Genomic DNA, 24672 nt, shown 5'->3' on the forward strand with positions numbered 1-24672 from the left:
CTCCTTAACGATCTTTCGGGTCGAGAGCATCACGCAGCCCATCGCCGATAAAGTTGAAACAGAATAACGTCACCACCAGGAAGCCTGCCGGAAACAGCAGCAGCCACGGGGAAACTTCCATCGAGTTCGCGCCATCGCTGAGCAACGCGCCCCAACTGCTTAGCGGCTCTTGCGTTCCCAAGCCAAGGAAACTCAGGAACGATTCGAACAGAATCATGCTCGGCACCAACAGCGAGGCATACACCACCACGACACCCAGCACGTTGGGAACGATATGACGAATGACAATATTGCCCGTCGATACCCCACCGACCTGAGCCGCTTCAATAAACTCTTTGCGTTTCAGACTCAGCGTTTGACCACGGACGATACGCGCCATATCCAGCCAGGAAACCATACCGATAGCCACAAAAATGAGCAGGATGTTTTGCCCGAAGAAAGTCACCAGCAGGATAACGAAGAACATAAACGGGAATGAGTTGAGGATCTCAAGCAGACGCATCATCACAGAGTCCACTTTACCGCCGAGGTAACCGGACAGTGATCCGTAAAGTGTTCCCAGGATAACCGCAACCAGCGCGGCAGCAATACCGACCATAAGCGAAATACGCCCACCAATGGCTACGCGCACCAGGAGATCACGGCCGGATGAATCCGTCCCGAAATAGTGCCCGGAGGTTGTATCAGGCGCACTGGACATCATGCCCCAGTCCGTATCGAAATAGCTAAACTGCGATAGCATCGGCGCCAGGGCCACGAAAAGCGCGATAAAGAACAAGACGACAAGGCTGGCGACCGCTGCACGGTTGTGCATAAAGCGACGTCGTGCATCCTGCCACAGACTGCGACCTTCTACTTCCAGTTTTTCACTGAAGTTTTCCAGCGCCTCGCTGTTTTTTTTACTTAACATCATGGCGTACTCCAGTGTTAATAACGAATTTTCGGATCGATAACGGCATACAGCACATCGACAATCGCGTTAAATACAATAGTCAACGTCCCTACCAGTATGGTCAAACTTAATACCAGCGAGTAATCACGGTTCAATGCGCCATTCACAAACAACTGGCCAATACCGGGTAAACCGTAAATCGTTTCGATAACCATTGAGCCGGTGATAATACCGACGAAGGCGGGCCCCATATAGGAGAGCACGGGCAACAATGCGGGTTTCAGCGCATGGCGGAAAATAATGCGGCGCATCGGTAAGCCTTTCGCACGTGCGGTACGAATAAAGTTTGAATGTAGCACTTCAATCATCGAGCCACGCGTTATACGCGCAATACTGGCGATATAGGCCAGAGATAATGCGACCATCGGCAGGATCATGAATTTTGGCGCGCCGCCATTCCATCCCCCGGCGGGTAACCATTTAAGCGTGATGGCGAAAATCATCACCAGCAGCGGAGCGACAACGAAGCTCGGTATCACAACCCCGGTCATCGCCAGCCCCATCACGGAATAGTCCCATCTGGTATTTTGTTTCAGCGCGGCAATGACGCCCGCACTCACGCCAAAAATCACCGCCAGTAAAAACGCCGCAGCGCCTAATTTCGCAGAAACAGGGAAGCTGGCCGCGACCAGATCATTCACCGTGTAATCTTTGTATTTAAATGACGGCCCAAAATCACCGTGCGCGAGCTGTTTCAGATAGCTGGCGTACTGGGTCAGAATCGGATCGTTCAGATGATATTTCGCTTCGATATTCGCCATGACCTCTGGCGGCAGCGTACGCTCACCGGTAAAAGGACTACCCGGCGCAAGACGCATCATAAAGAATGAGATAGTAATAAGAATAAATAGCGTCGGAATCGCTTCCAGACAGCGACGTAGGATAAATTTCAACATTGCCCGTACCTTCTGGCCTGTGCCTTTGTAGTGCGATGAAATAAGACACTGTGGGGCAGGATTACCCTGCCCCACTCATTGCCATTAATGCTTGATAATATACAAGTTTTTAACGTAGATATTATCCATCGGGTCTTTACCGGTATAACCACCCACCCACGGTTTCACCAGACGGGCGTTCACGTAGTAATACACCGGGACAATCGCAGAGTCTTTATCGAGCTGCTGTTCAGCCTTGGTGTAAAGCTCCGTACGTTGCGCTTCGTCGGTGACTTGCAGCGTGTCGGTAATCAGCTTATCAAAGGCCGGGCTCTTATAGTGCGCGGTGTTGTTGGAGCTGTCAGACAGCATGGTATTCAGGAAGGATGTCGGTTCGTTATAGTCCGCGCACCAGCCTGCACGCGCCACGTCAAAGGTGCCCTGATGGCGGCTGTCGAGGAAGGTTTTCCACTCCTGGTTCTCCAGCTTGACGTCTACACCCAGGTTTTTCTTCCAGATAGAAGCAACCGCGATAGCCAGTTTTTTATGCAAGTCAGAGGTGTTGTACAGCAGGTTGAAAGTCAGCGGTTTGTCAGCCGTGTAACCTGCTTCAGCCAGCAGTTTTTTCGCTTCTGCGTTACGTTTGTCTTGTGACCATTTGAACCATTCCGGCTCAACCAGTTTCGCACCGTCAGTGTATGGCGGAGTGTAGCTGTAGGCTGGCAAATCGCCCTGGTTCTTCACTTTATTGACGATGATGTCACGATCCAGAGCCAGTTTCAGCGCGGTACGAACACGAACGTCAGTAAACGGCGCTTTCTGGTTATTGATTTCGTAATAATAAGTACACAGGTACGGGTCGACGTGGACTTCTTTTGGAATTTCTTGTTTCAGTTTCTGGAACAGTTCAATCGGCATGTTGTTATAGGTCATGTCGATTTCACCGCTGCGGTAGCGGTTAACGTCAGTCACTTCTGAGGAAATAGGCAGGTAAGTTACCTGGTTAATTACCGTTTTCGCGTTATCCCAGTAATTGGTATTACGCTCAAGCACGATACGTTCGTTGACAACCCAATCTTTCAGTTTGTACGCACCGTTAGTCACGATATTCGCGGGCTGCGTCCATTTATCACCGAATTTCTCGACAACGGCTTTAGGAACGGGCGACACAGAGGCGTGTACCAGTAGTTTGTAGAAATAAGGAACCGGTTCGCTCAGCGTGACTTCGAAGGTATTGTCATCAAGCGCTTTTACGCCCAGGTCTGAGGTCGGTTTTTTACCGGCAATGATGTCATCGATATTCGCAATGTGACCATATTGCAGGTAGCTGGCGTAAGGGGATGCAGTTTTTGGATCTGCCAGACGCTGCCAGCTATATACGAAGTCGTGTGCCGTAACCGGCGAGCCGTCGGACCATTTCGCGTCTTTACGCAGATGGAAGGTCCAGACTTTGAAATCTTTGTTTTCCCACTTTTCAGCGACGCCGGCACTTGGATGGCCTTCAACATCTGTGACTAACAGGCCTTCAAACAGATCGCGGCTGATGTTTGATTCCGGCACGCCTTCAATTTTATGCGGATCAAGAGACTGTACTTCCGAACCGTTATTACGAACCAGCGTTTGCTTCTCTGCCAGTTGAACGCCAGCAGGAACATCCGCCGCCATGGCTACGTTACCTGCAATTAGCGCGGAGAGAACGCCCGCCGCTACGAGACTTTTTTTTGTGATGATGGACATTGTGTTGATACTCCACTCATTATAATTACTGACATTAATGCCAGCCTGTTTTGTCCCCTAAAGGGGGCCTGTACAGCGCAGGAGCTTTTGGCTGCTGTCAGGCATCGTTTTACTGCTTGCTATCACCGACTTTATTTCTTACGAGCCGCTCGGATGGCGCCCTTACGTCGATTTTGTTACACGTCTCCCCTGTCGAGACGCCTGTTTCTCTTGCATTTGCAGGATGAGATTTGTATTTGAAAATAATTCTCATCTGCGTAGATTCTTAAGATAAATACAGGGCCGGAAAGTACCAAATGGCCCATTACGTCGCCAATACAATTTGCAAATTTGTTAACTAATTCTCTTTTATTCGGCTTTACAACCGTGTTGCAAGAGCGCGCAACCATGCTTAAATAAAAAATTAGTATTTTAAATCATACAGATAGACAGCAATTCATCGGTGTTGTTACATTCGCAATACGATTGCGCGTTTTTTGCACAAAAAATCAACATTCGATTATTATCTAGCACATTTGTCTGTCTGAGCGACGAAATTACTAATATCATTTCAATTATCTGACAGCAAGCCCCAGAGTATCGTGTGAGGGAAATAACAGTGTCGTTGGATTAATTTCTCGCCATCTGGCAATGTAACGAAATGTAATGCACTGAAATAAAAGCACTTATTTAAATCATGTTGATTTATTATATTTATGGTTTTTTCTGACTTTAGTTATATGATTTGCTGATAATGCTGCGTTTCGAACGCCCTGCGCAGCATTATTTCACCAGGCAGCAATCAGTGTAGTAAACCCGGGAATATCCCTTTAACGCCTGCAACGATGAATTCAATACCGAGTGCCATCAGCAATAAACCCATGATACGGGTAATCACGTTAATCCCGGTTTGCCCAAGCAGGCGCACCAGCCAGGGAGCGATGCGGAACACGCCCCAGGAACAAAAAGCAAAAAGAGCTATTGCCACTGAAAATCCCGCGAGGTACTCCACGCTGTGGTAGCGCGTGCCCCAGACAATAGTCGAGCTGATGGCCCCCGGCCCTGCCATTAAAGGTAAAGCCAGCGGCACAACGCCGATACTCTCTCTGATCGCCGTTTCTGATTTCTCTTGCTTGTTTTGTTTGTCCTCACCCAGTTTGCCGCTGATCATCGACATCGCTATGGTGACTACCAGGATCCCCCCGGCGATACGAAACGAGTCAATCGAAATACCAAATAACTGAAGAATCCCGTCTCCCAGAAAAAGCGACGTCCAGAGAATAATGGCAACGGAAAGGTTCGCGGTGAGATTAGTTTTGTTCCTCGCCCCAGCCGTTTGATAGCTGGTCATACTAATAAAGACAGGAATAATTCCAATAGGATTGACCAGCGCGAACAGGCCGATAAAAAACTTAGACCAGGTAGGAAAGTCAAACAGTGTTTGAGTCACAGAGTGCTCCGCAGCATTGCAAGGCAAAGAAGAAAGTATAGAAACAATAAGACCCTGCTAAATATACGATTATTTGCAGCACAACTCACCATAAATCCTGTCATCTTCCTTACATCCCGGCATGTTATGCATTTGTACTAATTATGATAATGTTAGTTGGCGCCGCCCTTTTATCATTAACATTTGATACAAATGCCCAAAAACAGCCTGCTGAAAGGTGTCAGCTTTGCTGTAACTTGATTTAGATCACGTAATCGGTACTCAGAAGTGAGTACTCTTGGAGACGTCGTCAGGGAGTAGAACCATCAGTTTGAATGATGTTTCGTTGAGGCTCTTTCAGTAAATCAGTTAGGTTGGGCAAGGCGTTAACTACTTGTTTTTCTGTAATTTACGCAACCTGCACCCGGTCTGTCTATACTGTCGTTTCGGACAGCTGGTTTACTAAAAGAGTTTAACATTATCAGGAGAGCATTATGGCTGTTACTAATGTCGCTGAACTTAACGCACTCGTTGAACGCGTGAAGAAAGCCCAGCGTGAATATGCCAACTTTACTCAAGAGCAAGTTGACAAGATCTTCCGCGCCGCCGCCCTGGCTGCCGCTGATGCCCGTATCCCTCTCGCTAAAATGGCCGTTGCCGAATCCGGCATGGGTATCGTCGAAGATAAAGTGATCAAAAACCACTTTGCTTCTGAATATATCTACAACGCTTATAAAGATGAGAAGACCTGCGGTGTCCTTGAGGAAGATGACACTTTTGGTACCATCACCATCGCTGAACCTATCGGTATCATCTGCGGTATCGTTCCAACAACTAACCCAACTTCTACGGCAATCTTCAAGTCGCTGATCAGCCTGAAGACTCGTAACGCAATCATTTTCTCTCCACATCCGCGCGCTAAAGATGCAACAAACAAAGCGGCTGATATCGTTCTGCAGGCGGCTATCGCTGCCGGCGCGCCAAAAGATCTGATTGGCTGGATTGACCAACCTTCTGTTGAACTGTCTAACGCATTAATGCATCACCCTGACATCAACCTGATCCTCGCAACTGGCGGCCCGGGCATGGTGAAAGCAGCATATAGCTCCGGTAAACCGGCTATCGGCGTAGGCGCAGGCAACACACCTGTTGTTATCGACGAAACCGCTGATATCAAACGTGCTGTCGCTTCTGTGCTGATGTCTAAAACCTTCGACAACGGTGTTATCTGTGCTTCCGAACAGTCAGTAGTGGTTGTTGATTCTGTTTACGATGCTGTTCGCGAACGTTTTGCTACCCACGGCGGCTACCTGCTGCAGGGTAAAGAGTTGAAAGCCGTTCAGGACATTATCCTGAAAAATGGCGCGCTGAATGCCGCCATCGTTGGCCAACCGGCATACAAAATTGCTGAACTGGCAGGCTTCACGGTTCCTGCAACGACCAAAATTTTGATCGGTGAAGTGACTGTTGTTGACGAAAGCGAGCCGTTCGCTCACGAAAAACTGTCTCCGACTCTGGCAATGTACCGTGCGAAAGATTTCGACGATGCGGTAGTAAAAGCAGAGAAACTGGTTGCCATGGGCGGTATCGGTCACACCTCTTGCCTGTACACTGACCAGGATAACCAGCCGGCTCGCGTGCAGAAATTCGGCGCGGAAATGAAAACCGCACGTATCCTGATCAACACCCCGGCTTCTCAGGGTGGTATCGGTGACCTTTATAACTTCAAACTCGCACCTTCCCTGACTCTGGGTTGTGGTTCCTGGGGTGGTAACTCCATCTCTGAAAACGTTGGTCCGAAACACCTGATCAACAAGAAAACCGTTGCTAAGCGAGCTGAAAACATGTTGTGGCATAAACTTCCGAAATCTATCTACTTCCGCCGTGGCTCTCTGCCAATCGCGCTGGATGAAGTGATTACTGATGGTCACAAACGCGCGCTGATCGTGACTGACCGCTTCCTGTTCAACAACGGTTATGCAGACCAGATCACCTCTGTGCTGAAAGCGGCTGGCGTAGAAACAGAAGTCTTCTTCGAAGTTGAAGCTGACCCGACGCTGACTATCGTACGTAAAGGCGCAGAGCTGGCGAACTCCTTCAAACCTGACGTGATCATCGCGCTGGGTGGTGGTTCCCCGATGGATGCGGCGAAAATCATGTGGGTCATGTACGAACATCCGGAAACTCACTTCGAAGAACTGGCGCTGCGCTTTATGGATATCCGTAAACGTATCTACAAGTTCCCGAAAATGGGTGTGAAAGCGAAAATGGTTGCTATCACCACCACTTCCGGTACCGGTTCAGAAGTGACGCCGTTCGCAGTTGTAACTGACGATGCCACTGGTCAGAAATATCCGCTGGCAGACTATGCTCTGACCCCGGATATGGCAGTTGTTGACGCAAACCTGGTCATGGACATGCCGAAATCACTGTGTGCATTCGGTGGTCTGGATGCAGTAACCCACGCACTGGAAGCTTACGTTTCTGTACTGGCGTCTGAGTTCTCCGATGGTCAGGCTCTGCAGGCGCTGAAACTGCTGAAAGAAAACCTGCCAGCGTCTTACCATGAAGGTTCTAAAAACCCGATTGCACGTGAGCGTGTACACAGTGCTGCTACCATCGCGGGTATCGCGTTTGCGAACGCCTTCCTGGGTGTGTGTCACTCCATGGCGCATAAACTGGGTTCACAGTTCCATATTCCGCACGGTCTGGCGAACGCTCTGTTGATCTCCAACGTTATCCGCTATAACGCGAATGACAACCCGACGAAACAGACTGCATTCAGCCAGTACGACCGTCCGCAGGCTCGTCGTCGTTACGCAGAAATCGCTGACCATCTGGGTCTGACTTCTGTTGGTGACCGTACTGCTGCGAAAATTGAGAAACTGCTGGCATGGCTGGAAACCATCAAAGCTGAACTGGGCATTCCTAAGTCAATCCGTGAAGCAGGCGTTCAGGAAGCTGACTTCCTTGCTCACGTTGACAAACTGTCCGAAGATGCGTTCGATGACCAGTGTACCGGTGCTAACCCACGTTACCCGCTGATCTCTGAGCTGAAACAAATCCTGCTGGATACCTACTACGGACGTGAGTTCAAAGAAGGCGCGCCAGCAGAAGTGAAAGCCGAAGCAGTAAAAGCGGATAAAGCAGACAAAAAAGCGAAGAAAACCGCTTAATTGTCCTGGCTACGATAACCTGCCTGATGGGTAACGCCTGTCAGTAAAGCAATATGACCGGTTGAACTTTCCGGCAGGTTAACGACAAAAGCCCTATCAATTCTTTGATGGGGCTTTTTTATAGTTTCAACATACCTTGATGTAATCTCTAACCGCGCTAAATCCGCCTCATTCTTCTGCTAACAGCAGACTATCTCTGTCGAATCGACTTAAGTCCACAGCCGTAAGCGTAAACATCCCACAGAGGTCACTGGCTGGCTGATATTGGCTATGCGAGTATTTTCATACGCACAGATACGTCTGAGCAGACAGGTGGCGGGGATAAACGAAGGGAATGCGGAGAGGCACACTGAGTATCCAACCACCAGACCGTGTGCCCTGATATCGCTGTAGAAGCAGTTAGCGCCGCATAAAGGTGATATGCACTACACGACGCTCTTATTGTCCCGGGCGCAAATCCTGAGGCTTTTAAGCGTTGTTTTTGAGCCCGTAATCAATCAGCAGCGCACGTAGCTACAGTTGAACTATCCTCTTACTCGCGCCTGAATAGCGGACAGAGAGCCTTCTGTGAGGGCCTCTTTATAATGTTTACGGCAAACGGATACATAGCGCTCATTACCGCCAATAACGACTTGCTCACCCTCATTATATGGCCGACCCGCCTGATCAAGGCGTAGCACCATGCTGGCTTTACGTCCGCAGAAACAGATCGTTTTTAGTTCAACCAGTTTATCTGACCACGCCAGAAGATATTGGCTACCAATAAACAACTCGCCACGGAAATCGGTTCTTAATCCATAACAGAGCACGGGAATATCAAGTTCATCGACAACGTCAGACAACTGATATACCTGCTGGCGGGTTAGAAATTGACTTTCATCAACTAAAACGCAGTGGATAGGTTCGCGCTGGTGCTCAGCATTAATTTCATCCTTAAGGGATGTATTTTGGTTAAAAAGACGCGCCGGCGACGATAAGCCAATACGTGAACTTACCTTCCCTGCCCCAAAGCGGTCATCAATTTCCGCGGTATAGACCAGCGTGCGCATGCCACGTTCCTGATAATTGTAGGAAGACTGCAGTAAAGCCGTGGATTTTCCGGCATTCATCGCTGAGTAGTAGAAATAAAGTTGCGCCATTGCCCGCAAGACCCCAATCAAAGTGTGATATTCCTCGGCAGGATTGTATCATATTTTAACATGCCACCTAGAATGCCGGGCGTACACTTTACTTACATTGCGGACATGATTTCAGCGATATACTTCACGCTATTTTTCTCTCGTAAGCTGTTGCTGACAAAGAAACAGACAATAAGCGCACCGCGCCTTTTCTGGGTATAAAAAACAAGAAGTTTCAGCGCCAGGCTCAAGAAATTATTAATGTTTTATGCAAAACGACGCTGTTGTGAACCCTAATAAAAAAGGTTGATATTTATCCATCGAAACTATAATTCGTATGAGATTAATCAGTTAAAAGCGCTGATTAAACACCTGAGCCGTTCGGGTGATAATGCTTTCTATATGGCTTTTTTGTGCGGTTCTTCAAGAAAAATTTAAGTTAGCGGTTTTTAAAAATGTGGTAAATAAAGAGGAAATTTGAATTCCTTACATTCTCACCTATTGCACTACTCAAATTAACGCTCTATTATTAGCTCAACAAACCACCCCAATATAAGTTTGAGATTACTACAATGAACGAAGCACTTAAAATTCTGAACAACATCCGTACTCTTCGTGCGCAGGCAAGAGAATGCACTCTGGAAACGCTCGAAGAAATGCTGGAAAAATTAGAAGTGGTAGTTAACGAGCGTCGTGAAGAAGAAAGCGCTGCAGCTGCTGAAATCGAAGAACGTACTCGTAAACTGCAACAATATCGTGAAATGCTGATTGCTGATGGTATTGATCCGAATGAACTGCTGAACAGCATGGTCGCAGCTAAAACCGGAACTAAAGCTAAACGCGCTGCACGTCCGGCTAAATATAGCTACGTTGACGAAAACGGTGAAACTAAAACCTGGACTGGCCAGGGCCGTACCCCAGCAGTAATCAAAAAAGCGATGGACGAACAAGGTAAACAACTGGAAGATTTCCTGATCCAGGAATAATCCTAAGCCTTTATGAAGAATCCCGCCGATGGCGGGATTTTTTTTGACCATTTTTTTAGCCATTGTTGCTGAGCAATATTCTGTAACGATGAAGATAAACGTGCATTGCTGATACTATTTGCTCACCAACGTTCCCCTATCGATATTCCCACTTTGGACAAAGATTTCTCCTGGCGCCTGGTCTGGCACGCCAAAGGTGTCTACAGGCAATAAAAAAGCCGGAGTGATAATCATCAATCCGGCTTTATTCCCTGGGACTAAATCAGGTTACGCTTTAGCGACACCGACAACGTCTTCCAGCCAGGCTTTAAATTCTTCACCAAGTACGTTATGGCGAATACCATATTCTACGAAAGCCTGCATATAACCCAGCTTATTACCGCAGTCATGGCTTTTGCCTTTCATGTGATAAGCTTCAACGGTCTCTTTCTCGATAAGCATATCGATAGCGTCGGTCAGCTGAATCTCATCGCCTGCTCCCGGAGGCGTTTTCGCCAGCAGCGGCCAAATCTCTTCGCTGAGAACGTAACGGCCTACAACAGCGAGATTAGACGGCGCGACATTCGCTTTCGGTTTTTCAACCACACCGACCATCGGTACGCTGTCACCCGGTTTGAGTTCAGCGCCTTTACAGTCAACAACACCGTACGCAGTCACATCGGCAACCGGCTCAACCATAATCTGGCTGGCTCCGGTTTCGTCGAAACGCTTGATCATTTCCGCAAGGTTATCCTGGGAAAGATCGGATTCGAATTCGTCCAGGATAACGTCAGGAAGAATAACCGCCACCGGTTCATTTCCTACAACCGGATGCGCGCACAGCACCGCGTGTCCAAGCCCCTTAGCCAGCCCCTGACGGACCTGCATAATGGTAACGTGCGGCGGGCAAATAGCCTGAACTTCTTCCAGCAACTGACGTTTCACGCGTTTTTCCAGCATGGCCTCAAGCTCAAAGCTGGTATCGAAATGGTTTTCGATAGAATTTTTCGACGAATGCGTAACCAGAACAATTTCGGTAATACCCGCAGCGATACACTCATTCACGACATACTGAATTAATGGCTTATCAACCAACGGTAACATTTCTTTAGGAATCGCCTTTGTCGCAGGCAGCATCCTGGTTCCCAATCCCGCAACCGGGATAACTGCTTTAGTCACTCTCGAATTTATGGCAGCCATTGAAAATCTCCTGGTCTGTTCACGCTTTGAGCATGTTCATGAATTAATTCGCATCTGAGTATATCAGTACCATCGTAATGACCTGGTCTGAAAAGGACGCTATAACGTTTAATTAGGATTAATACGCAAAACTGTGGCGATAGTACCACTCGCTTTAAAAAGGAGGTAAAGCTATCTGCGTAATACGTTGCGATTGCTCATTCCGCAGACAACATTAAACGCAGACGGCCACCGGCCCCCCATACCTGACATTGCCAGGCATCGCACCGTTGACTCAATTGGTTCAGATACGTATTTCCTAAAGTACCCAACGGTACGCCGTTACTGATTTGAATTTGGTGTTCGCCAGTATTTAATGTCGCATTAAGGCCTGCCGACACTAAAATAAGGTTCTTTAATTCGCTGTGATAATACCCAACCAGCAGAGGAAACTGTCCGGGCAAATTTGCCTGGCGCAGTAACTGGTTTACCTGCTTAAGCAAGCTACCCATTTCGGGGAGTTTTTGATGCTGATGTGACAATTGTTCCTGAAGTAAGCCGTTGAACAATGCACGCAGTAATAATGCTGCCAGAACACCATTATTGCCTGCGCGTGTCACATCAAGGCAATAAAAAGCCAGATCGTGTGACGATATTGGCGCAATATCAAGCACCAGACCGGGTTGATCGGCAGACACGAGCTGGCGGTAATTAACCCGGCAACCCGACATCTTCTGCTGAACCGGCGGCTGTAATTCCTGTAAAAGTTTGGCCGCGGCCTGGGGATTTTCAACCAGTGCATCCCAATCCTGGAACAAACGTTCTTCTTCTTCGACACGCGAATTAAACATATTGGGATAGAGACAGGCGAATACGGTCTCTTTTAGACGATTAAGATCTTTAACCGGCTTAAGTAAAACGTCTTGTACCCCTAAACGCAGCGCCTTCGCAATATCTGCCATGTTATCGGTTGCAGAAATGACGAGCACCGGCATTTGGTCGCCTTTATTGCGCAAATGTTCGACAAGCTTAAGGCCATTCATTCTCGGCATGGCAATGTCGCAAATCATGAGATCAGGGGAAGCATTGTCCAACTGTTCGAGCGCTGAGACACCGTCATCTGCGACCAGTGTTTCCGCTCCCAGAGAGGAGAGCCAGGAATCCAGCAGCGAGCGGAAGACGGGTTCGTCTTCAACGATCAGTATCTGTTTTCCTGCTAACGGCTGCGTCATCTTATCTCCCCTGCCCGACGATAAATAAATAGTGGCATGATCTATCAATAATCGCCTGTCAGAATTTGCTGAACTCGAATAAAAAAAACATACTTAGACTATTGTCCTTACCAACGGTAGTAGTTCATCGATTTTCTTTTCAACGGCAAGTTGCCCCGCTGCGATTGCCGCCTCTGCCCGATGAAAATCAAGTGTCGAAATTTGCGGGCAAAGTGGCTGTATTAAAATATCGGGGGGATCGCCAGCCATTCGGTTGCGCTTAAGTCGATTCTCAAGCACCTGAATGGAGGTGGTCATGATTTCCATTGCCGTAGGTGCAACAACAGTGCGCCGGGCCTTCATTTTACTTAGCCTGTCCCGAAGACGTTCATGCCAGCGCAACTCATCACTCTCAACACCTTCTTGCGCCTCTTCCATCAACGTCGTCGACACTAAATCCTGCTGCATCAAATGCGCGTCATGCTGCAAGTCGACGGCAATAACGATATCCGCCCCCAGCGCGCGCGTCAGGGAGACAGGAACGGGATTCACCACCGCGCCATCAACCAGCCAATAGCCATTATGGGCAACGGGTGACATAAGACCCGGCATACTGCACGATGCGCGCACCGCCAGATGAAGATCGCCTTCGGTAAACCATAGCTCTCGCCCGGTGCTGAGGTTGGTTGCTACAGCACCGAATTTCAACTGGCAATCAGTGAACAGCGTTTCGGGCAGGACTTGCCGATAGTGGTTAAAAACACGTTCGCCGCGTAATAATCCACCGCGTCGCCACGACGGATCCATAAGTTTGAGGACGTCCCAGTAACTGAAAGAGCGTACCCACGTTTCCAGTCTGGGGAGTTTATTGCAGGCGTACGCGGCGCCCACAAGGGAACCAATAGAGCACCCCGCCACGACGTCAATCTTGATCCCTGCGTGTTGCAATGCGTTTATCACACCAATGTGTGACCAGCCTCTGGCGGCCCCTGATCCCAGCGCCAACCCAATTTTAACCGTTCTCATTACCTGGATTTTTGTCCCCCGGAACGACTGGCGTAGCCACGAAGCTACAGCTCAGTTAACATAACGCTACTCTGGCTTATAGTGCCGTTATTTTTGTACAGGAAGCCGATTTTGTCTCAACTCTGTCCCTGCGGTAGCGCAGTCGAGTATAGCCTATGTTGCCAGCCTTATCTGTCTGGCTCACAGGTTGCGCCAGATCCATCACATCTTATGCGCTCCCGTTATAGCGCATTTGTGATGAAAGACGCCGACTATTTGGTCAGCACCTGGCACCCGACTTGCCATGCCGCCACGTTTCGTCCGGACATTGAAGCCGGTTTCAACCGTACCCAGTGGCTGGGTTTGACGGTGTTCGAACATGCCAGCGGGAAAAACGACACAGAAGGTTACGTCAGTTTTATTGCCCGTTTCAATGAGGATGGCAAAGCGGGAGCAATTATTGAACGTTCCAGATTCTTAAAGGAGAACGGCCGGTGGTATTATATTGACGGCACACGTCCGCAATTTGGCCGTAACGATCCGTGCCCATGCGGGTCCGGTAAGAAATTCAAAAAGTGCTGCGGGCAATACGCCCAGCGATAACTCATAGCAAACACCATCAACAGGATTTACCCGGCAATGCATTCATTACAACGTAAAGTATTACGCACCATTTGCCCTGACCAAAAAGGTCTCATCGCGCGGATTACTAACATTTGTTACAAACACGAACTCAATATCGTGCAAAACAATGAGTTTGTTGACCACCGCACCGGTCGCTTTTTCATGCGTACCGAGCTGGAAGGTATTTTTAACGACTCTACCCTGCTGGCCGACCTGGACAGCGCGCTGCCGGAAGGTTCTGTCCGCGAACTGAACCCCGCAGGACAGCGTCGCGTGGTTATTCTGGTGACCAAAGAAGCACATTGTCTTGGCGACTTATTAATGAAAGCCAACTACGGCGGGCTGGATATTGATATTGCAGCGGTCATCGGCAACCATGAAACGCTGCGTTCGCTGGTTGAGCGCTTTGATATTCCGTTTGAACTGGTCAGCCATGAAGGGTTAACCCGCGAAGAGCACGATGAGCGGATGGCGCAAGCCATTGAAGCACATCAACCGGATTATGTGGTGTTAGCGAAGTACATGCGTGTACTGACGCCGGGTTTTGTCTCCCGTTTTCCGAATAAGATAATCAATATTCACCATTCGTTCCTGCCAGCATTTATCGGCGCGCGTCCTTACCACCAGGCTTATGAGCGCGGGGTAAAAATCATCGGCGCAACGGCACACTACGTAAACGATAATCTGGACGAAGGTCCAATCATTATGCAGGACGTCATTCACGTCGATCACACTTACACTGCCGAAGATATGATGCGTGCGGGCCGCGATGTTGAAAAGAATGTCCTGAGCCGTGCGCTGTATCAGGTGCTGGCGCAACGTGTCTTCGTTTACGGTAACAGAACGATTATTCTTTAATCGCTAACGGAATGAATTGATTAGCTTTAATCCGTTACGGATGAAAAGTACGCAAACGGTTCAGTTTCGTTGAAGGAAAGCTTTACAGCGGCGCGTCATTTGGTATGATGCGCCCCGCTTCCTGAAACGGAGGCAGGCCAGTATGAGCATTACCCCGTGGTGGGGTTCCCGAGCGGCCAAAGGGAGCAGACTGTAAATCTGCCGTCATCGACTTCGAAGGTTCGAATCCTTCCCCCACCACCATTATTGACCACTGCAATGTGGTAACACCGGTGAGAGTTTGCGAAGTTTGCACTTATCGGGAAGGGTGAGAACCTTCGATTAAGGTTCGAGTCGAGCGAAAGCGAGACAACGTTGCCGCAGGCGACGGCCCGAAGGGTGAGGAGCGAAGCGACGAATAATCCTTCCCCCACCACCATCTTCAAAGCAGTTCCAGACAATATGAATTACCCCTGGTGGGGTTCCCGAGCGGCCAAAGGGAGCAGACTGTAAATCTGCCGTCATCGACTTCGAAGGTTCGAATCCTTCCCCCACCACCATCACTTCATGTAGCACATTGCCAAATCACATCCTCAATGCCACATATCCTCCCCATGCCGGGAAGGGTGAGAAGCTTCGACTAAGGTTCGATTCGAGCGCAGCGAGAAAGCGTTGCCGCAGGCAACGACCCGAAGGGCGAGGAGCAGCGCGACGAGTAATCCTTCCCCCACCACCATCACTTCATGTAGCACACTGCCAAATCAAATCTTTAATGCCATATATCCTCCCCATGCCGGGAAGGATGAGAAGCTTCGACTAAGGTTCGATTCGAGCGCAGCGAGAAAGCGTTGCCGCAGGCAACGACCCGAAGGGCGAGGAGCAGCGCGACGAGTAATCCTTCCCCCACCACCATCACTTCACGTAGCACACTGCCAAATCAAATCCTCAATGCCATATATCCTCCCCATGCCGGGAAGGGTGAGAACCTTCGACTAAGGTTAGAGTCGAGCGAAAGCGAGACAACGTTGCCGCAGGCAACGGCCCGAAGGGCGAGGAGCGAAGCGACGAGTAATCCTTCCCCCACCACCATCACTTCATGTAGCACACTGCCAAATCAAATCTTTAATGCCATATATCCTCCCCATGCCGGGAAGGATGAGAAGCAACATTTCCCCTGATGCGCTGCGCTTATCAGGGCTACCGGTCCGTACGTCGAATAAACGCAGCGCATCGGGATGCCAAAATCATTACACGGGTGGCAAACGGCGTTTGACTGGCGAGCTTTTCACAATTGAGGTGTTGCACTGTGCGTATTCCGCTAAACCATCCAGCAATGTATCCAGTTGTTCAATGGAGCGCACCACCAGCCGGATAACAAAACAATCCTCCCCGGTGACCTTATCGCTCTCGATACATTCGGGCATCGCCTGAATGTACTTATCCACCTTCTGTAATAACCCCGGCAATGGCCGAACACGTACCAGCGCCTGCAAGGTATACCCTAACGCCGCCAGATTCACCCGCGCCGCGTACCCCTCAATCACCCCCTTTTCTTCCAGGCGTTTGAGCCTTTCTGCCGTGCTGGGTGACGACAGCCCGACGCGACCACTTAATACTTTTAGCGACATCCGCGCATCTTCCACCAGACACGCCAGAATTTGTCGGTCGATTTCATCGATAAGGCTTTCCATTGGTTTTACCTAATTAATAAACGTCATACGCAAATTCCACCTTACATCATCTCTGTAAAAGTGGCCTGCCATTTTCGACAATAAGGGCCATCATTCAGGAGGTGGTTTATGAATAACAGGCAAAAAGGCGTCTGGCAGATGAGCCTGGCGATGTTGATTTCCGGTTCCATTGGCGCATTCGTTTTGCTGTCGGGATTACCGGTCACGGAAGTGGTTTTCTGGCGATGCCTGATCGGCGCACTCACACTGTTTATCTTTATCCGCGCCAGTAAACAGCCCTTTAGTCCGCTGACTAAAGTCACGCTGGCATTAGCCATTGCGGGCGGTATCGCCCTGGTCGTCAACTGGTTATTGCTGTTCGCCGCCTATAGCCGTATCTCAATTGGCCTGTCGACAGTGGTCTACAATACGCAGCCGTTCATGCTGGTCTTAATGGGGATGGCGCTGGGCGAGCGGGTCAGCCTGGTCAAATGGGGATGGCTTTTTCTGGCCTTCGCAGGGGTGGTGATACTGCTCTCCGGCGAGCTCACGTCCGGCCACTCCGCACAGTGGTTTTCTGGTATTGTGCTGGCCCTTAGCGCCGCTTTTTTTTATGCGCTGACTGCAATCATCACCCGCAAACTCAGCGGGATAGCGCCGCAGCATATTGCCTTTATCCAGGTGTTAACCGGGGTCGTTCTCCTGTTGCCACTGACCGGCAGGCCTGTGTTTTCCGCCGACTATCCGTGGCTGATCTTACTTACTCTTGGGATCGTACACACCGGCGTGATGTACCAGTTGCTCTATAGCGCGATCCAGAAGCTGCCAACCCCCATCACAGGATCGCTCTCCTTTATTTATCCCGTGATTGCGATTGTGGTCGATAAACTGATCTTTGGTCATTCGCTCAACGCCACACAACTGATGGGCGGCGTATTGATTCTGTTTGCTGCCGCTGGTAATAACCTGGGTTGGGGTGAAAAAAAACCCCGCGAATGCGGGGTTGGAATCAAAACACGGTCCAGTTAGCGGCGGGCGCGGACAATCTGATATTTGCGCGTCAGATATTCAACGGGCGCGCTCCAGATATGCACCAGCCGCGAGAACGGGAACAGCACAAACAGCGTCATCCCCAGCACCAGATGCATACGATAGATAAACGCTACCCCGTCAAGATGCTCGGAAGCCCCGCCGTGGAACGTCACCACGGCCTGGGCCCAGCCCACCAGCTTCATCATTTCGCTGCCATCCATATGCTGTGCGGAGAAAGGAATTGTTAACAGCCCCAACGCACACTGCACCATCAGCAAAGTCATGATCAGAATATCGGCCGCCGTGGATGTCGCGCGGATCCGCGGATTGAACAGTCGGCGTTTCAGCAGCATGATACCGCCCACCAGGCACATCACACCGCTGGCCCCACCGCCAATCATCGCCATTTTTTGTTTCACTTCGATGGGCAGGAAGGATTCGTACATCCAGTGCGGCGTCAACATCCCCAGGAAGTGCCCGGCGAAGATGCCGAGGATCCCCAGATGGAATAAGTTTGACCAAATCACCATTCCTTTGCGGTCCAGCATCTGGCTGGAACCGGCACGCCAACTGTACTGGCCGTAGTCATAACGCAGCCAGCTCCCCACCAGAAACACCGTCCCGGCAATGTACGGGTACATATCAAAGAAGAACATATTCAGGAAGTGCATTATTGCTGTCCTCCGGTTGTGATATTCAGGTACTGCGGTGCGACAGCGCCAGCGAAGCGACGTTGATGCGCAGTAATGTCAGATTCGCCACACCCCTGTTCGGCAAAGAATTTCACCTGCTCTTCTTCCCAGACGGCATCCAGCGCCTGCGGGGTATCATCACGCGCTTCATCAGCGATTTTTTCAGCCACTTTTTGTTGATCGATAGCGGTATTCGCCAGTTCGATCAGCGGTGTAAACAGCATCGCGTAGTGACTGTCGCGCTGTTGCAGACGAGCGCTCAGCAGCGCCAGGATCGGCGCAATGTCCTGCAATCCGCCCAACGCTTCCGCCGGCGGCAGTTGCGCCAGATACTCCAGATAGAGCGGCAGGTGATCCGGCAACTCGCGGCTGTCCAGCTCCAGACCTTGCCGGGCGTATTGCGCCAGCAGATCGACCATTGCCTGTCCACGGTCGCGGGACTCGCCGTGTACGTGCTCGAAGAGGAGCAATGAGGTGGCGCGCCCCCGATCAAACAGTTCGCTGTAGTTTGCCTGGGCATCCAGCAGATCCTGCGAGGTCAACTGCTGCAAAAAATCGATAACACCTTGTGACTGAGACGCCGTGAAGTGCGTTGACGATTGCAGCGCCTCGATCAACTCCTGCTGATGCTGCCACAGAGCAGCATCCGGGTATTCCAGCAGACGGGAAATAACGACCAGCTCAATCATGGGTGTGGCTCCGTTTTCACTGAAACATCAATGGCATCGATGCGGCGGCTGTTGAACAGATTGAATTTACTGTCCGAACCGTGGCAGCCATCACCAAAGGTAAAGCCACAACCGCTCTTCTCAGGAAACGCTTCGCGCGCCAGCTCGCGATGGCTGCTCGGGACCACAAAACGATCTTCGTAATTGGCGATGGCCAGGTAACGGTACATCTCCTGCGCCTGTGCTTCGGTCAGCCCCACTTCCTCCAGCGCACGAGTATCGATTTTGCCGTCCACAGTTTCCGCACGTTTGTAGTGACGCATTGCCAGCATGCGTTTCAGCGCCAGCAGTATCGGCCCGGTATCCCCTGCGGTCAGCAGGTTTGCCAGGTACTGTACCGGGATACGCAAACTGTCCACATCCGGCAGAATACCGTTGCTACTCAGCTCACCTGCATCCGCTGCAGACTGAATCGGTGACAAAGGCGGCACGTACCAGACCATTGGCAACGTGCGATATTCCGGGTGCAGCGGCAGCGCCAGCTTCCAGTCCATCGCCATTTTATACACCGGCGACTGCTGGGCGGCGTCGATCACGCTCAGCGGAATGCCATCTTTAATTGCCTGCTCGATAACCTTCGGGTCGTTCGGGTCAAGGAACACATCCAGTTGGCGCTGATAGAGATCTTTCTCGTTTTCTGTACTTGCCGCCTGCTCAATGGCATCCGCGTCATACAGCAGCACGCCGAGGTAGCGGATACGGCCCACGCAGGTTTCGGAACAGACCGTTGGCTGACCGGCTTCGATACGCGGATAACAGAAGATGCACTTCTCGGATTTACCGCTCTTCCAGTTGAAGTAGATTTTCTTATACGGGCAACCGGTGATGCACATACGCCAGCCACGGCATTTATCCTGATCAATCAGCACAATGCCATCTTCTTCACGTTTGTAGATCGCGCCGCTCGGGCAGGTCGCCACACACGCCGGGTTAAGACAGTGTTCGCACAGACGCGGCAAATACATCATGAAGGTGTTTTCAAACTGGCCGTACATCGCCTTCTGCATGTTCTCGAAGTTTTTGTCTTTCGACAGCTTCTCAAACTCGCCTCCCAGATCATCTTCCCAGTTTGGCCCACGGGTGATTTTATCCATCCGCTGGCCGGTGATCAGCGAGCGCGGACGGGCGATTGGCTGGTGTTTGCTGTCAGCCGGCGCGGTGTGCAGCGTCTGGTAGTCATAATCAAACGGCTCGTAGTAATCGTCGATGCCCGGCAGATGCGGGTTGGCGAAAATTTTTCCCAGCAGCATCGGACGGTTACCCATCCGCGGCTGCAATTTGCCATTCACTTTACGGATCCAGCCGCCCTTCCATTTTTCCTGGTCTTCCCAGTTATTAGGGAAACCGACGCCGGGCTTACTTTCCACGTTGTTAAACCACGCGTACTCCATCCCTTCACGGCTGGTCCAGACGTTTTTACAGGTGACGGAACAGGTATGACAGCCGATGCACTTATCGAGGTTCAGCACCATGCCAACTTGTGAACGAATTTTCATTTTACGCTCTCCTGTACCTGGTCATTGCCTTCGCCATCCAGCCAGTTAATGTTCTTCATCTTACGTACCACCACAAACTCATCGCGGTTGGAGCCAACCGTTCCGTAGTAGTTAAAGCCATAGGCCAGTTGGGCATAGCCGCCGATCATATGGGTCGGTTTTGGCGTAATTCGGGTTACCGAGTTATGGATACCCCCGCGCTGACCGGTGATTTCTGACCCCGGAATGTTCACGATACGTTCCTGAGCGTGGTACATCATGGTCATCCCGGCTGGCACGCGCTGGCTGACAACCGCACGGGCAGTCAGGGCACCGTTGCTGTTAAAGACTTCAATCCAGTCGTTATCTTCGATACCCAAGTCTTTAGCATCCGTCTCACTCATCCAGACAATCGGACCACCGCGGCCTAAGGTCAGCATCAACAGGTTGTCGCTGTAGGTGGAGTGAATCCCCCATTTCTGGTGCGGCGTCAGGAAGTTGAGCGCTTTTTCCGGGTTACCATTGGACTTCTCGCCCATCACCTCTTTCACTGAGTGGGTGTCAATGGGCGGACGATAGACCAGCAGGCTTTCACCGAAGTCACGCATCCACTGATGGTCCTGATACAACTGCTGACGACCGGAGAGGGTGCGCCATGGAATGAGCTCATGAACGTTGGTATAGCCTGCGTTATAAGAGACATGCTCATCTTCAAGGCCGGACCAGGTCGGGCTGGAGATAATTTTGCGCGGTTGGGCCTGGATATCGCGGAAGCGGATTTTTTCCTCTTCTTTGTTGGTTGCCAGATGCGTGTGGTCGCGACCGGTAAATTCGCTGAGCGCTGCCCAGGCTTTGACCGCCACGTGGCCGTTGGTTTCCGGCGCCAGCGTCAGGATCATTTCTGCGGCATCAATCGCTGTGTTAAGCATCGGCTGGCCTTTCGCCGGGCCGTCCGCTTTGGTGTAATTGAGCTTACGCAGCAGGTCCATTTCGCTCTGGGTGTTCCAGGCAATACCTTTACCGCCATTACCGATTTTCTCCATCAACGGGCCGATGGAGGTAAAGCGTTCGTAAGTCGCCGGATAATCACGCTCAACCACAATCAGATGCGGTGCGGTTTTACCTGGGATCAGATCGCATTCGCCTTTTTTCCAGTCTTTCACATCCAGCGGCTGCGCCAGTTCAGCGGCAGAGTCATGCTGAATCGGCAGAGTCACCAGATCGGTCTCTTTACCGAGGTGGCCCACGCAGACTTCGGAGAATTTTTTGGCAATCGCTTTATAAATCTCCCAGTCGCTTTTAGACTCCCAGGCCGGATCAACGGCAGCAGACAGCGGATGAATAAACGGATGCATATCCGACGTATTCATATCGTCTTTCTCATACCAGGTTGCCGTCGGTAGTACGATGTCGGAGTACAGGCAGGTGCTCGACAGACGGAAGTCCAGCGTCACCACCAGATCCAGCTTGCCGTCGAGCCCGTTATCTTTCCACTCCACCTCTTCCGGCTTCACGCCGCCCTGCTTGCCGAGATCTTTGCCCTGAATACCGTTTTCCGTACCCAACAGGTACTTGAGCATGTACTCGTGGCCTTTACCGGAGGAGCCCAGCAGATTTGAACGCCAGATAAAGAGGTTACGCGGGTGGTTTTTGCCGTTTTCTGGCTGCTCCGCCGCAAAATGCATGGTGCCCTCTTTCAGGGATTTCACGGTGTAATCCACCGCAGACATACCTGCTTTTTTCGCCGCTTCGGCAATACGCAACGGGTTGGTACCCAGTTGCGGTGCAGATGGCAACCACCCCATACGCTCGGCGCGCACGTTGAAATCGATAAGGCTGCCGGTGTAGCGTGATTTATCCGCCAGCGGCGACAAGAGCTCCTGTGCGGTGACGGTTTCATAGCGCCACTGGCTGGAGTGGTTATAGAAGTAGGAGGTGCTATTCATATGGCGCGCCGGACGGTTCCAGTCCAGGGCAAACGCCAGCGGTTGCCAGCCCGTTTGCGGGCGCAATTTTTCCTGGCCTACATAGTGTGCCCAGCCGCCGCCGCTTTGACCGATACAGCCGCAGAAGATCAGCATATTGATGATCCCACGGTAGTTCATATCGAGGTGATACCAGTGGTTCATCCCGGCCCCGATGATGATCATCGAGCGGCCATGCGTTTTGTTGGCGTTATCCGCAAATTCACGGGCGGTGCGGATAATATTGGCGCGGGAAACGCCGGTAATTTTTTCAGCCCAGGCCGGCGTATAGGCTTTGATATCGTCGTAGCTTGTGGCGCAGTTTTCATCATTAAGACCGCGCTCCAGGCCATAGTTCGCCAGGGTCAGGTCGTAAACGGTGGTCACCAGCACGCTGCTGCCATCGGCCAGTTGCAGGCGTTTAACCGGCAGTTTATGCAGCAGAACGTTTTCCAGTTCAACCTTACTAAAGTGCGCGGTGCTGTCGCCGCCAAAGTACGGGAAGCCAACGTCCGCGATCTCATCCTGACGACCCAACAGGCTCAGTTGCAGCTCTGTCTCAACGCCGGTCGTGCCATCACGCTGTTCAAGGTTCCATTTGCCCTTCTCGCCCCAGCGGAAACCGATGGAACCGTTCGGCGCCACTATTTCGCCGTTATCAGCGAGCGCAACGGTTTTCCACTGCGGGTTATTCTCCTGGCCCAGCGCATCCACAAGATCCGATGCGCGCAGCATACGGCCCGCGGCGTAGTATCCTTCACGCGGTTCCAGCATCACCAGCATCGGCATGTCGGTATAGCGACGCACATAATCGGTAAAGTACTGGCTCGGGTTATCGAGGTGGAATTCACGCAACATGACGTGGCCCATCGCCAGCGCCATTGCCGCATCGGTGCCCTGCTTCGGTGCCAGCCACAGGTCGCACAGCTTGGCGATTTCGGCATAGTCCGGGGTTACGGCAACGGTCTTGGTGCCTTTGTAGCGGACTTCGGTAAAGAAGTGGGCATCCGGGGTACGGGTCTGCGGTACGTTGGAACCCCAGGCAATGATATAACTGGAGTTATACCAGTCGGCGGACTCCGGAACGTCGGTCTGCTCACCCCAGGTCTGCGGCGAGGCTGGCGGCAGGTCGCAATACCAGTCGTAGAAGCTCAGGCAGGTACCGCCTAACAGCGACAAGTAGCGTGCGCCGGAAGCATAGGAGACCATCGACATCGCCGGGATCGGCGAGAAGCCTGCCACGCGGTCAGGACCGTAGGTTTTCACGGTGTAGACGTTAGAGGCCGCAATCAGCTCATTCACTTCCTGCCAGGAGGAGCGAACAAAACCACCGCGTCCACGTGCCTGTTTAAAGCTTTTCGCTTTATCAGCATCTTCAATGATCGAGGCCCAGGCGTTCACCGGATCAGGGTGTGCCACTTTCGCTTCACGCCACATTTTCATCAGGCGTTTGCGCATCAGCGGGTATTTGAGGCGGTTCGCACTGTAAAGATACCAGGAGTAGCTGGCACCGCGAGGGCAGCCGCGTGGCTCATGGTTTGGCATATCAGGGCGGGTACGTGGGTAGTCGGTCTGCTGGGTTTCCCAGGTAACGAGACCGTTTTTGACGTAAATCTTCCAGCTGCAAGACCCGGTGCAGTTTACACCGTGAGTAGAACGCACGACTTTATCGTGCTGCCAGCGTTGGCGGTATCCATCCTCCCAGTCCCGGTTTGTTTCGAGAAGCTGGCCGTGCCCATCGGCAAACGTTTCGCCCTTCTGCTTGAAGTAGCGAAATCGGTCCAGGAATTTACTCATCGGGTTTCTCCTGTATGGAGCCTGACGGCTCTCTGATAAATCGACATTGCACAAATTAGGGGTTACAGCATTTGCGGCGAAAGTAACGCTCTGAAAGGCGAGAAGAATTGATGGCGATCAAGCTGTAAGGGCTTCATAAAGGCAGGGAAATCACTATCTACCTCCAAAAGGGTAGAATGGTTTTAAATTTAATTTATTGATATATAAAGAAAATAAATAACCAAAAT

Annotated in this window: 18 protein-coding genes, 2 tRNA genes and 4 other RNA genes; 11 read left to right on the forward strand and 13 right to left on the reverse strand. The window is 51.0% G+C overall.

All coding sequences use genetic code 11. The annotated features are described in order from the left end of the window. Positions 1–4 precede the first annotated feature (4 nt). The 4 genes from oppC to MRY16398_RS15710 all read right to left on the reverse strand — a co-directional run bounded on the left by oppC (position 5) and on the right by MRY16398_RS15710 (position 4993). Entirely contained in the window at positions 5–913 is a 909-nt protein-coding gene (oppC, locus tag MRY16398_RS15695; protein WP_039079160.1) for an oligopeptide ABC transporter permease OppC, read from the reverse strand. 14 nt (positions 914–927) lie between these two features. Then, positions 928–1848, reverse strand: coding sequence for an oligopeptide ABC transporter permease OppB (oppB, locus tag MRY16398_RS15700; protein ID WP_039079161.1), 921 nt, complete (start codon positions 1846–1848; stop codon positions 928–930). A gap of 84 nt (positions 1849–1932) precedes the next feature. Continuing rightward, positions 1933–3564 (reverse strand): oligopeptide ABC transporter substrate-binding protein OppA, encoded by a 1632-nt coding sequence (oppA, locus tag MRY16398_RS15705; RefSeq protein WP_039079162.1) that lies wholly within the window; start codon positions 3562–3564, stop codon positions 1933–1935. A 781-nt stretch (positions 3565–4345) separates the two neighbouring features. After that, the gene (locus tag MRY16398_RS15710; protein ID WP_039079163.1) at positions 4346–4993 is read right to left on the reverse strand and encodes a YchE family NAAT transporter; all 648 of its coding nucleotides are present in this window, start codon (positions 4991–4993) and stop codon (positions 4346–4348) included. A gap of 473 nt (positions 4994–5466) precedes the next feature. Between MRY16398_RS15710 and adhE the strand changes: the two genes are divergently transcribed. Beyond that, positions 5467–8148: a bifunctional acetaldehyde-CoA/alcohol dehydrogenase gene (gene adhE, locus MRY16398_RS15715; protein ID WP_039079164.1), complete on the forward strand. Its 2682-nt coding sequence runs from the start codon at positions 5467–5469 to the stop codon at positions 8146–8148. 524 nt (positions 8149–8672) lie between these two features. Here the strand turns inward: adhE and tdk are convergent. Beyond that, the gene (gene tdk / locus MRY16398_RS15720) at positions 8673–9287 is read right to left on the reverse strand and encodes a thymidine kinase (RefSeq protein WP_039079165.1); all 615 of its coding nucleotides are present in this window, start codon (positions 9285–9287) and stop codon (positions 8673–8675) included. Positions 9288–9838: 551 nt separating this feature from the next. Here tdk and hns point away from each other — a divergent pair. Then, positions 9839–10252 carry a histone-like nucleoid-structuring protein H-NS gene (hns, locus tag MRY16398_RS15725; protein WP_125124754.1) on the forward strand — a complete coding sequence of 138 codons (414 nt, stop codon included), beginning with the start codon at positions 9839–9841 and terminating at the stop codon, positions 10250–10252. A 267-nt stretch (positions 10253–10519) separates the two neighbouring features. Here hns and galU read toward each other — a convergent pair whose 3' ends face one another. From galU to rssA, 3 genes are all read right to left on the reverse strand, one after another. After that, positions 10520–11431, reverse strand: a complete 912-nt coding sequence (gene galU / locus MRY16398_RS15730; protein WP_039079167.1) for a UTP--glucose-1-phosphate uridylyltransferase GalU — start codon at positions 11429–11431, stop codon at positions 10520–10522. A gap of 197 nt (positions 11432–11628) precedes the next feature. Then, complete coding sequence (gene rssB, locus MRY16398_RS15735; protein ID WP_039079168.1) at positions 11629–12642, reverse strand: two-component system response regulator RssB; 1014 nt, start codon at positions 12640–12642, stop codon at positions 11629–11631. Positions 12643–12735: 93 nt separating this feature from the next. Then, the gene (gene rssA / locus MRY16398_RS15740) at positions 12736–13647 is read right to left on the reverse strand and encodes a patatin-like phospholipase RssA (RefSeq protein WP_039079169.1); all 912 of its coding nucleotides are present in this window, start codon (positions 13645–13647) and stop codon (positions 12736–12738) included. Positions 13648–13758: 111 nt separating this feature from the next. Here rssA and MRY16398_RS15745 point away from each other — a divergent pair, with 111 nt between their 5' ends. The 8 genes from MRY16398_RS15745 (at position 13759) to MRY16398_RS15780 (ending at position 16176) form a co-directional block, all read left to right on the forward strand. Next, the gene (locus MRY16398_RS15745; RefSeq protein ID WP_072039740.1) at positions 13759–14229 is read left to right on the forward strand and encodes a YchJ family protein; all 471 of its coding nucleotides are present in this window, start codon (positions 13759–13761) and stop codon (positions 14227–14229) included. A gap of 36 nt (positions 14230–14265) precedes the next feature. Continuing rightward, positions 14266–15108: a formyltetrahydrofolate deformylase gene (gene purU, locus MRY16398_RS15750; protein WP_039079171.1), complete on the forward strand. Its 843-nt coding sequence runs from the start codon at positions 14266–14268 to the stop codon at positions 15106–15108. A gap of 158 nt (positions 15109–15266) precedes the next feature. Beyond that, a tRNA-Tyr gene (locus MRY16398_RS15755) sits at positions 15267–15351 on the forward strand. A 43-nt stretch (positions 15352–15394) separates the two neighbouring features. Further along, positions 15395–15526: non-coding RNA, RtT sRNA (locus tag MRY16398_RS15760), on the forward strand. Between the two features lie 36 nt (positions 15527–15562). Then, positions 15563–15647 (forward strand) — tRNA-Tyr (locus MRY16398_RS15765). Positions 15648–15692: 45 nt separating this feature from the next. After that, positions 15693–15823: non-coding RNA, RtT sRNA (locus MRY16398_RS15770), on the forward strand. Positions 15824–15868: 45 nt separating this feature from the next. Then, positions 15869–15999: non-coding RNA, RtT sRNA (locus tag MRY16398_RS15775), on the forward strand. 45 nt (positions 16000–16044) lie between these two features. Next, positions 16045–16176, forward strand: a non-coding RNA gene (locus MRY16398_RS15780) — RtT sRNA. 158 nt (positions 16177–16334) lie between these two features. On the opposite strand, the gene MRY16398_RS15785 is transcribed toward MRY16398_RS15780, so the two are convergent. Beyond that, positions 16335–16778, reverse strand: coding sequence for an Lrp/AsnC family transcriptional regulator (locus MRY16398_RS15785; RefSeq protein WP_125124755.1), 444 nt, complete (start codon positions 16776–16778; stop codon positions 16335–16337). 108 nt (positions 16779–16886) lie between these two features. Between MRY16398_RS15785 and MRY16398_RS15790 the strand changes: the two genes are divergently transcribed. Then, positions 16887–17786, forward strand: coding sequence for a DMT family transporter (locus tag MRY16398_RS15790; protein ID WP_110294961.1), 900 nt, complete (start codon positions 16887–16889; stop codon positions 17784–17786). On the opposite strand, the gene narI is transcribed toward MRY16398_RS15790, so the two are convergent. Genes narI through MRY16398_RS15810 form a run of 4 tightly spaced genes read right to left on the reverse strand, consistent with a single transcriptional unit; the run spans position 17783 to position 24445 of the window. After that, a complete protein-coding gene (gene narI / locus MRY16398_RS15795) occupies positions 17783–18460 on the reverse strand; it encodes a respiratory nitrate reductase subunit gamma (protein ID WP_071194067.1) in 678 nt (225 codons plus the stop codon). The two genes, MRY16398_RS15790 and narI, sit on opposite strands and share 4 nt — an antisense overlap. Next, the gene (gene narJ, locus MRY16398_RS15800) at positions 18460–19170 is read right to left on the reverse strand and encodes a nitrate reductase molybdenum cofactor assembly chaperone (protein ID WP_039079175.1); all 711 of its coding nucleotides are present in this window, start codon (positions 19168–19170) and stop codon (positions 18460–18462) included. The genes narI and narJ overlap by 1 nt, the downstream gene beginning before the upstream one ends. Then, a complete protein-coding gene (gene narH / locus MRY16398_RS15805; RefSeq protein WP_125124756.1) occupies positions 19167–20705 on the reverse strand; it encodes a nitrate reductase subunit beta in 1539 nt (512 codons plus the stop codon). The genes narJ and narH overlap by 4 nt, the downstream gene beginning before the upstream one ends. After that, positions 20702–24445: a nitrate reductase subunit alpha gene (locus tag MRY16398_RS15810; RefSeq protein ID WP_125124757.1), complete on the reverse strand. Its 3744-nt coding sequence runs from the start codon at positions 24443–24445 to the stop codon at positions 20702–20704. The genes narH and MRY16398_RS15810 overlap by 4 nt, the downstream gene beginning before the upstream one ends. Between the last annotated feature and the right edge of the window lie 227 nt (positions 24446–24672).

It is taken from the genome of Phytobacter sp. MRY16-398 (assembly GCF_003925915.1).
In the GTDB taxonomy this organism is placed as follows: Bacteria; Pseudomonadota; Gammaproteobacteria; order Enterobacterales; family Enterobacteriaceae; genus Phytobacter; species Phytobacter diazotrophicus.

What these genes read in the sequence shown, in the direction of transcription:
- hns (WP_125124754.1), top strand. Translation starts at nt 9,839, where the DNA reads ATGAACGAAGCACTTAAAATTCTGAACAACATCCGTACTCTTCGTGCG.
- purU (WP_039079171.1), top strand. Translation starts at nt 14,266, where the DNA reads ATGCATTCATTACAACGTAAAGTATTACGCACCATTTGCCCTGACCAA.
- MRY16398_RS15785 (WP_125124755.1), bottom strand. Translation starts at nt 16,778, where the DNA reads ATGGAAAGCCTTATCGATGAAATCGACCGACAAATTCTGGCGTGTCTG.
- rssA (WP_039079169.1), bottom strand. Translation starts at nt 13,647, where the DNA reads ATGAGAACGGTTAAAATTGGGTTGGCGCTGGGATCAGGGGCCGCCAGA.
- narH (WP_125124756.1), bottom strand. Translation starts at nt 20,705, where the DNA reads ATGAAAATTCGTTCACAAGTTGGCATGGTGCTGAACCTCGATAAGTGC.
- tdk (WP_039079165.1), bottom strand. Translation starts at nt 9,287, where the DNA reads ATGGCGCAACTTTATTTCTACTACTCAGCGATGAATGCCGGAAAATCC.
- oppC (WP_039079160.1), bottom strand. Translation starts at nt 913, where the DNA reads ATGATGTTAAGTAAAAAAAACAGCGAGGCGCTGGAAAACTTCAGTGAA.
- galU (WP_039079167.1), bottom strand. Translation starts at nt 11,431, where the DNA reads ATGGCTGCCATAAATTCGAGAGTGACTAAAGCAGTTATCCCGGTTGCG.
- oppA (WP_039079162.1), bottom strand. Translation starts at nt 3,564, where the DNA reads ATGTCCATCATCACAAAAAAAAGTCTCGTAGCGGCGGGCGTTCTCTCC.
- narI (WP_071194067.1), bottom strand. Translation starts at nt 18,460, where the DNA reads ATGCACTTCCTGAATATGTTCTTCTTTGATATGTACCCGTACATTGCC.
- rssB (WP_039079168.1), bottom strand. Translation starts at nt 12,642, where the DNA reads ATGACGCAGCCGTTAGCAGGAAAACAGATACTGATCGTTGAAGACGAA.
- narJ (WP_039079175.1), bottom strand. Translation starts at nt 19,170, where the DNA reads ATGATTGAGCTGGTCGTTATTTCCCGTCTGCTGGAATACCCGGATGCT.
- adhE (WP_039079164.1), top strand. Translation starts at nt 5,467, where the DNA reads ATGGCTGTTACTAATGTCGCTGAACTTAACGCACTCGTTGAACGCGTG.
- MRY16398_RS15810 (WP_125124757.1), bottom strand. Translation starts at nt 24,445, where the DNA reads ATGAGTAAATTCCTGGACCGATTTCGCTACTTCAAGCAGAAGGGCGAA.
- MRY16398_RS15790 (WP_110294961.1), top strand. Translation starts at nt 16,887, where the DNA reads ATGAATAACAGGCAAAAAGGCGTCTGGCAGATGAGCCTGGCGATGTTG.
- oppB (WP_039079161.1), bottom strand. Translation starts at nt 1,848, where the DNA reads ATGTTGAAATTTATCCTACGTCGCTGTCTGGAAGCGATTCCGACGCTA.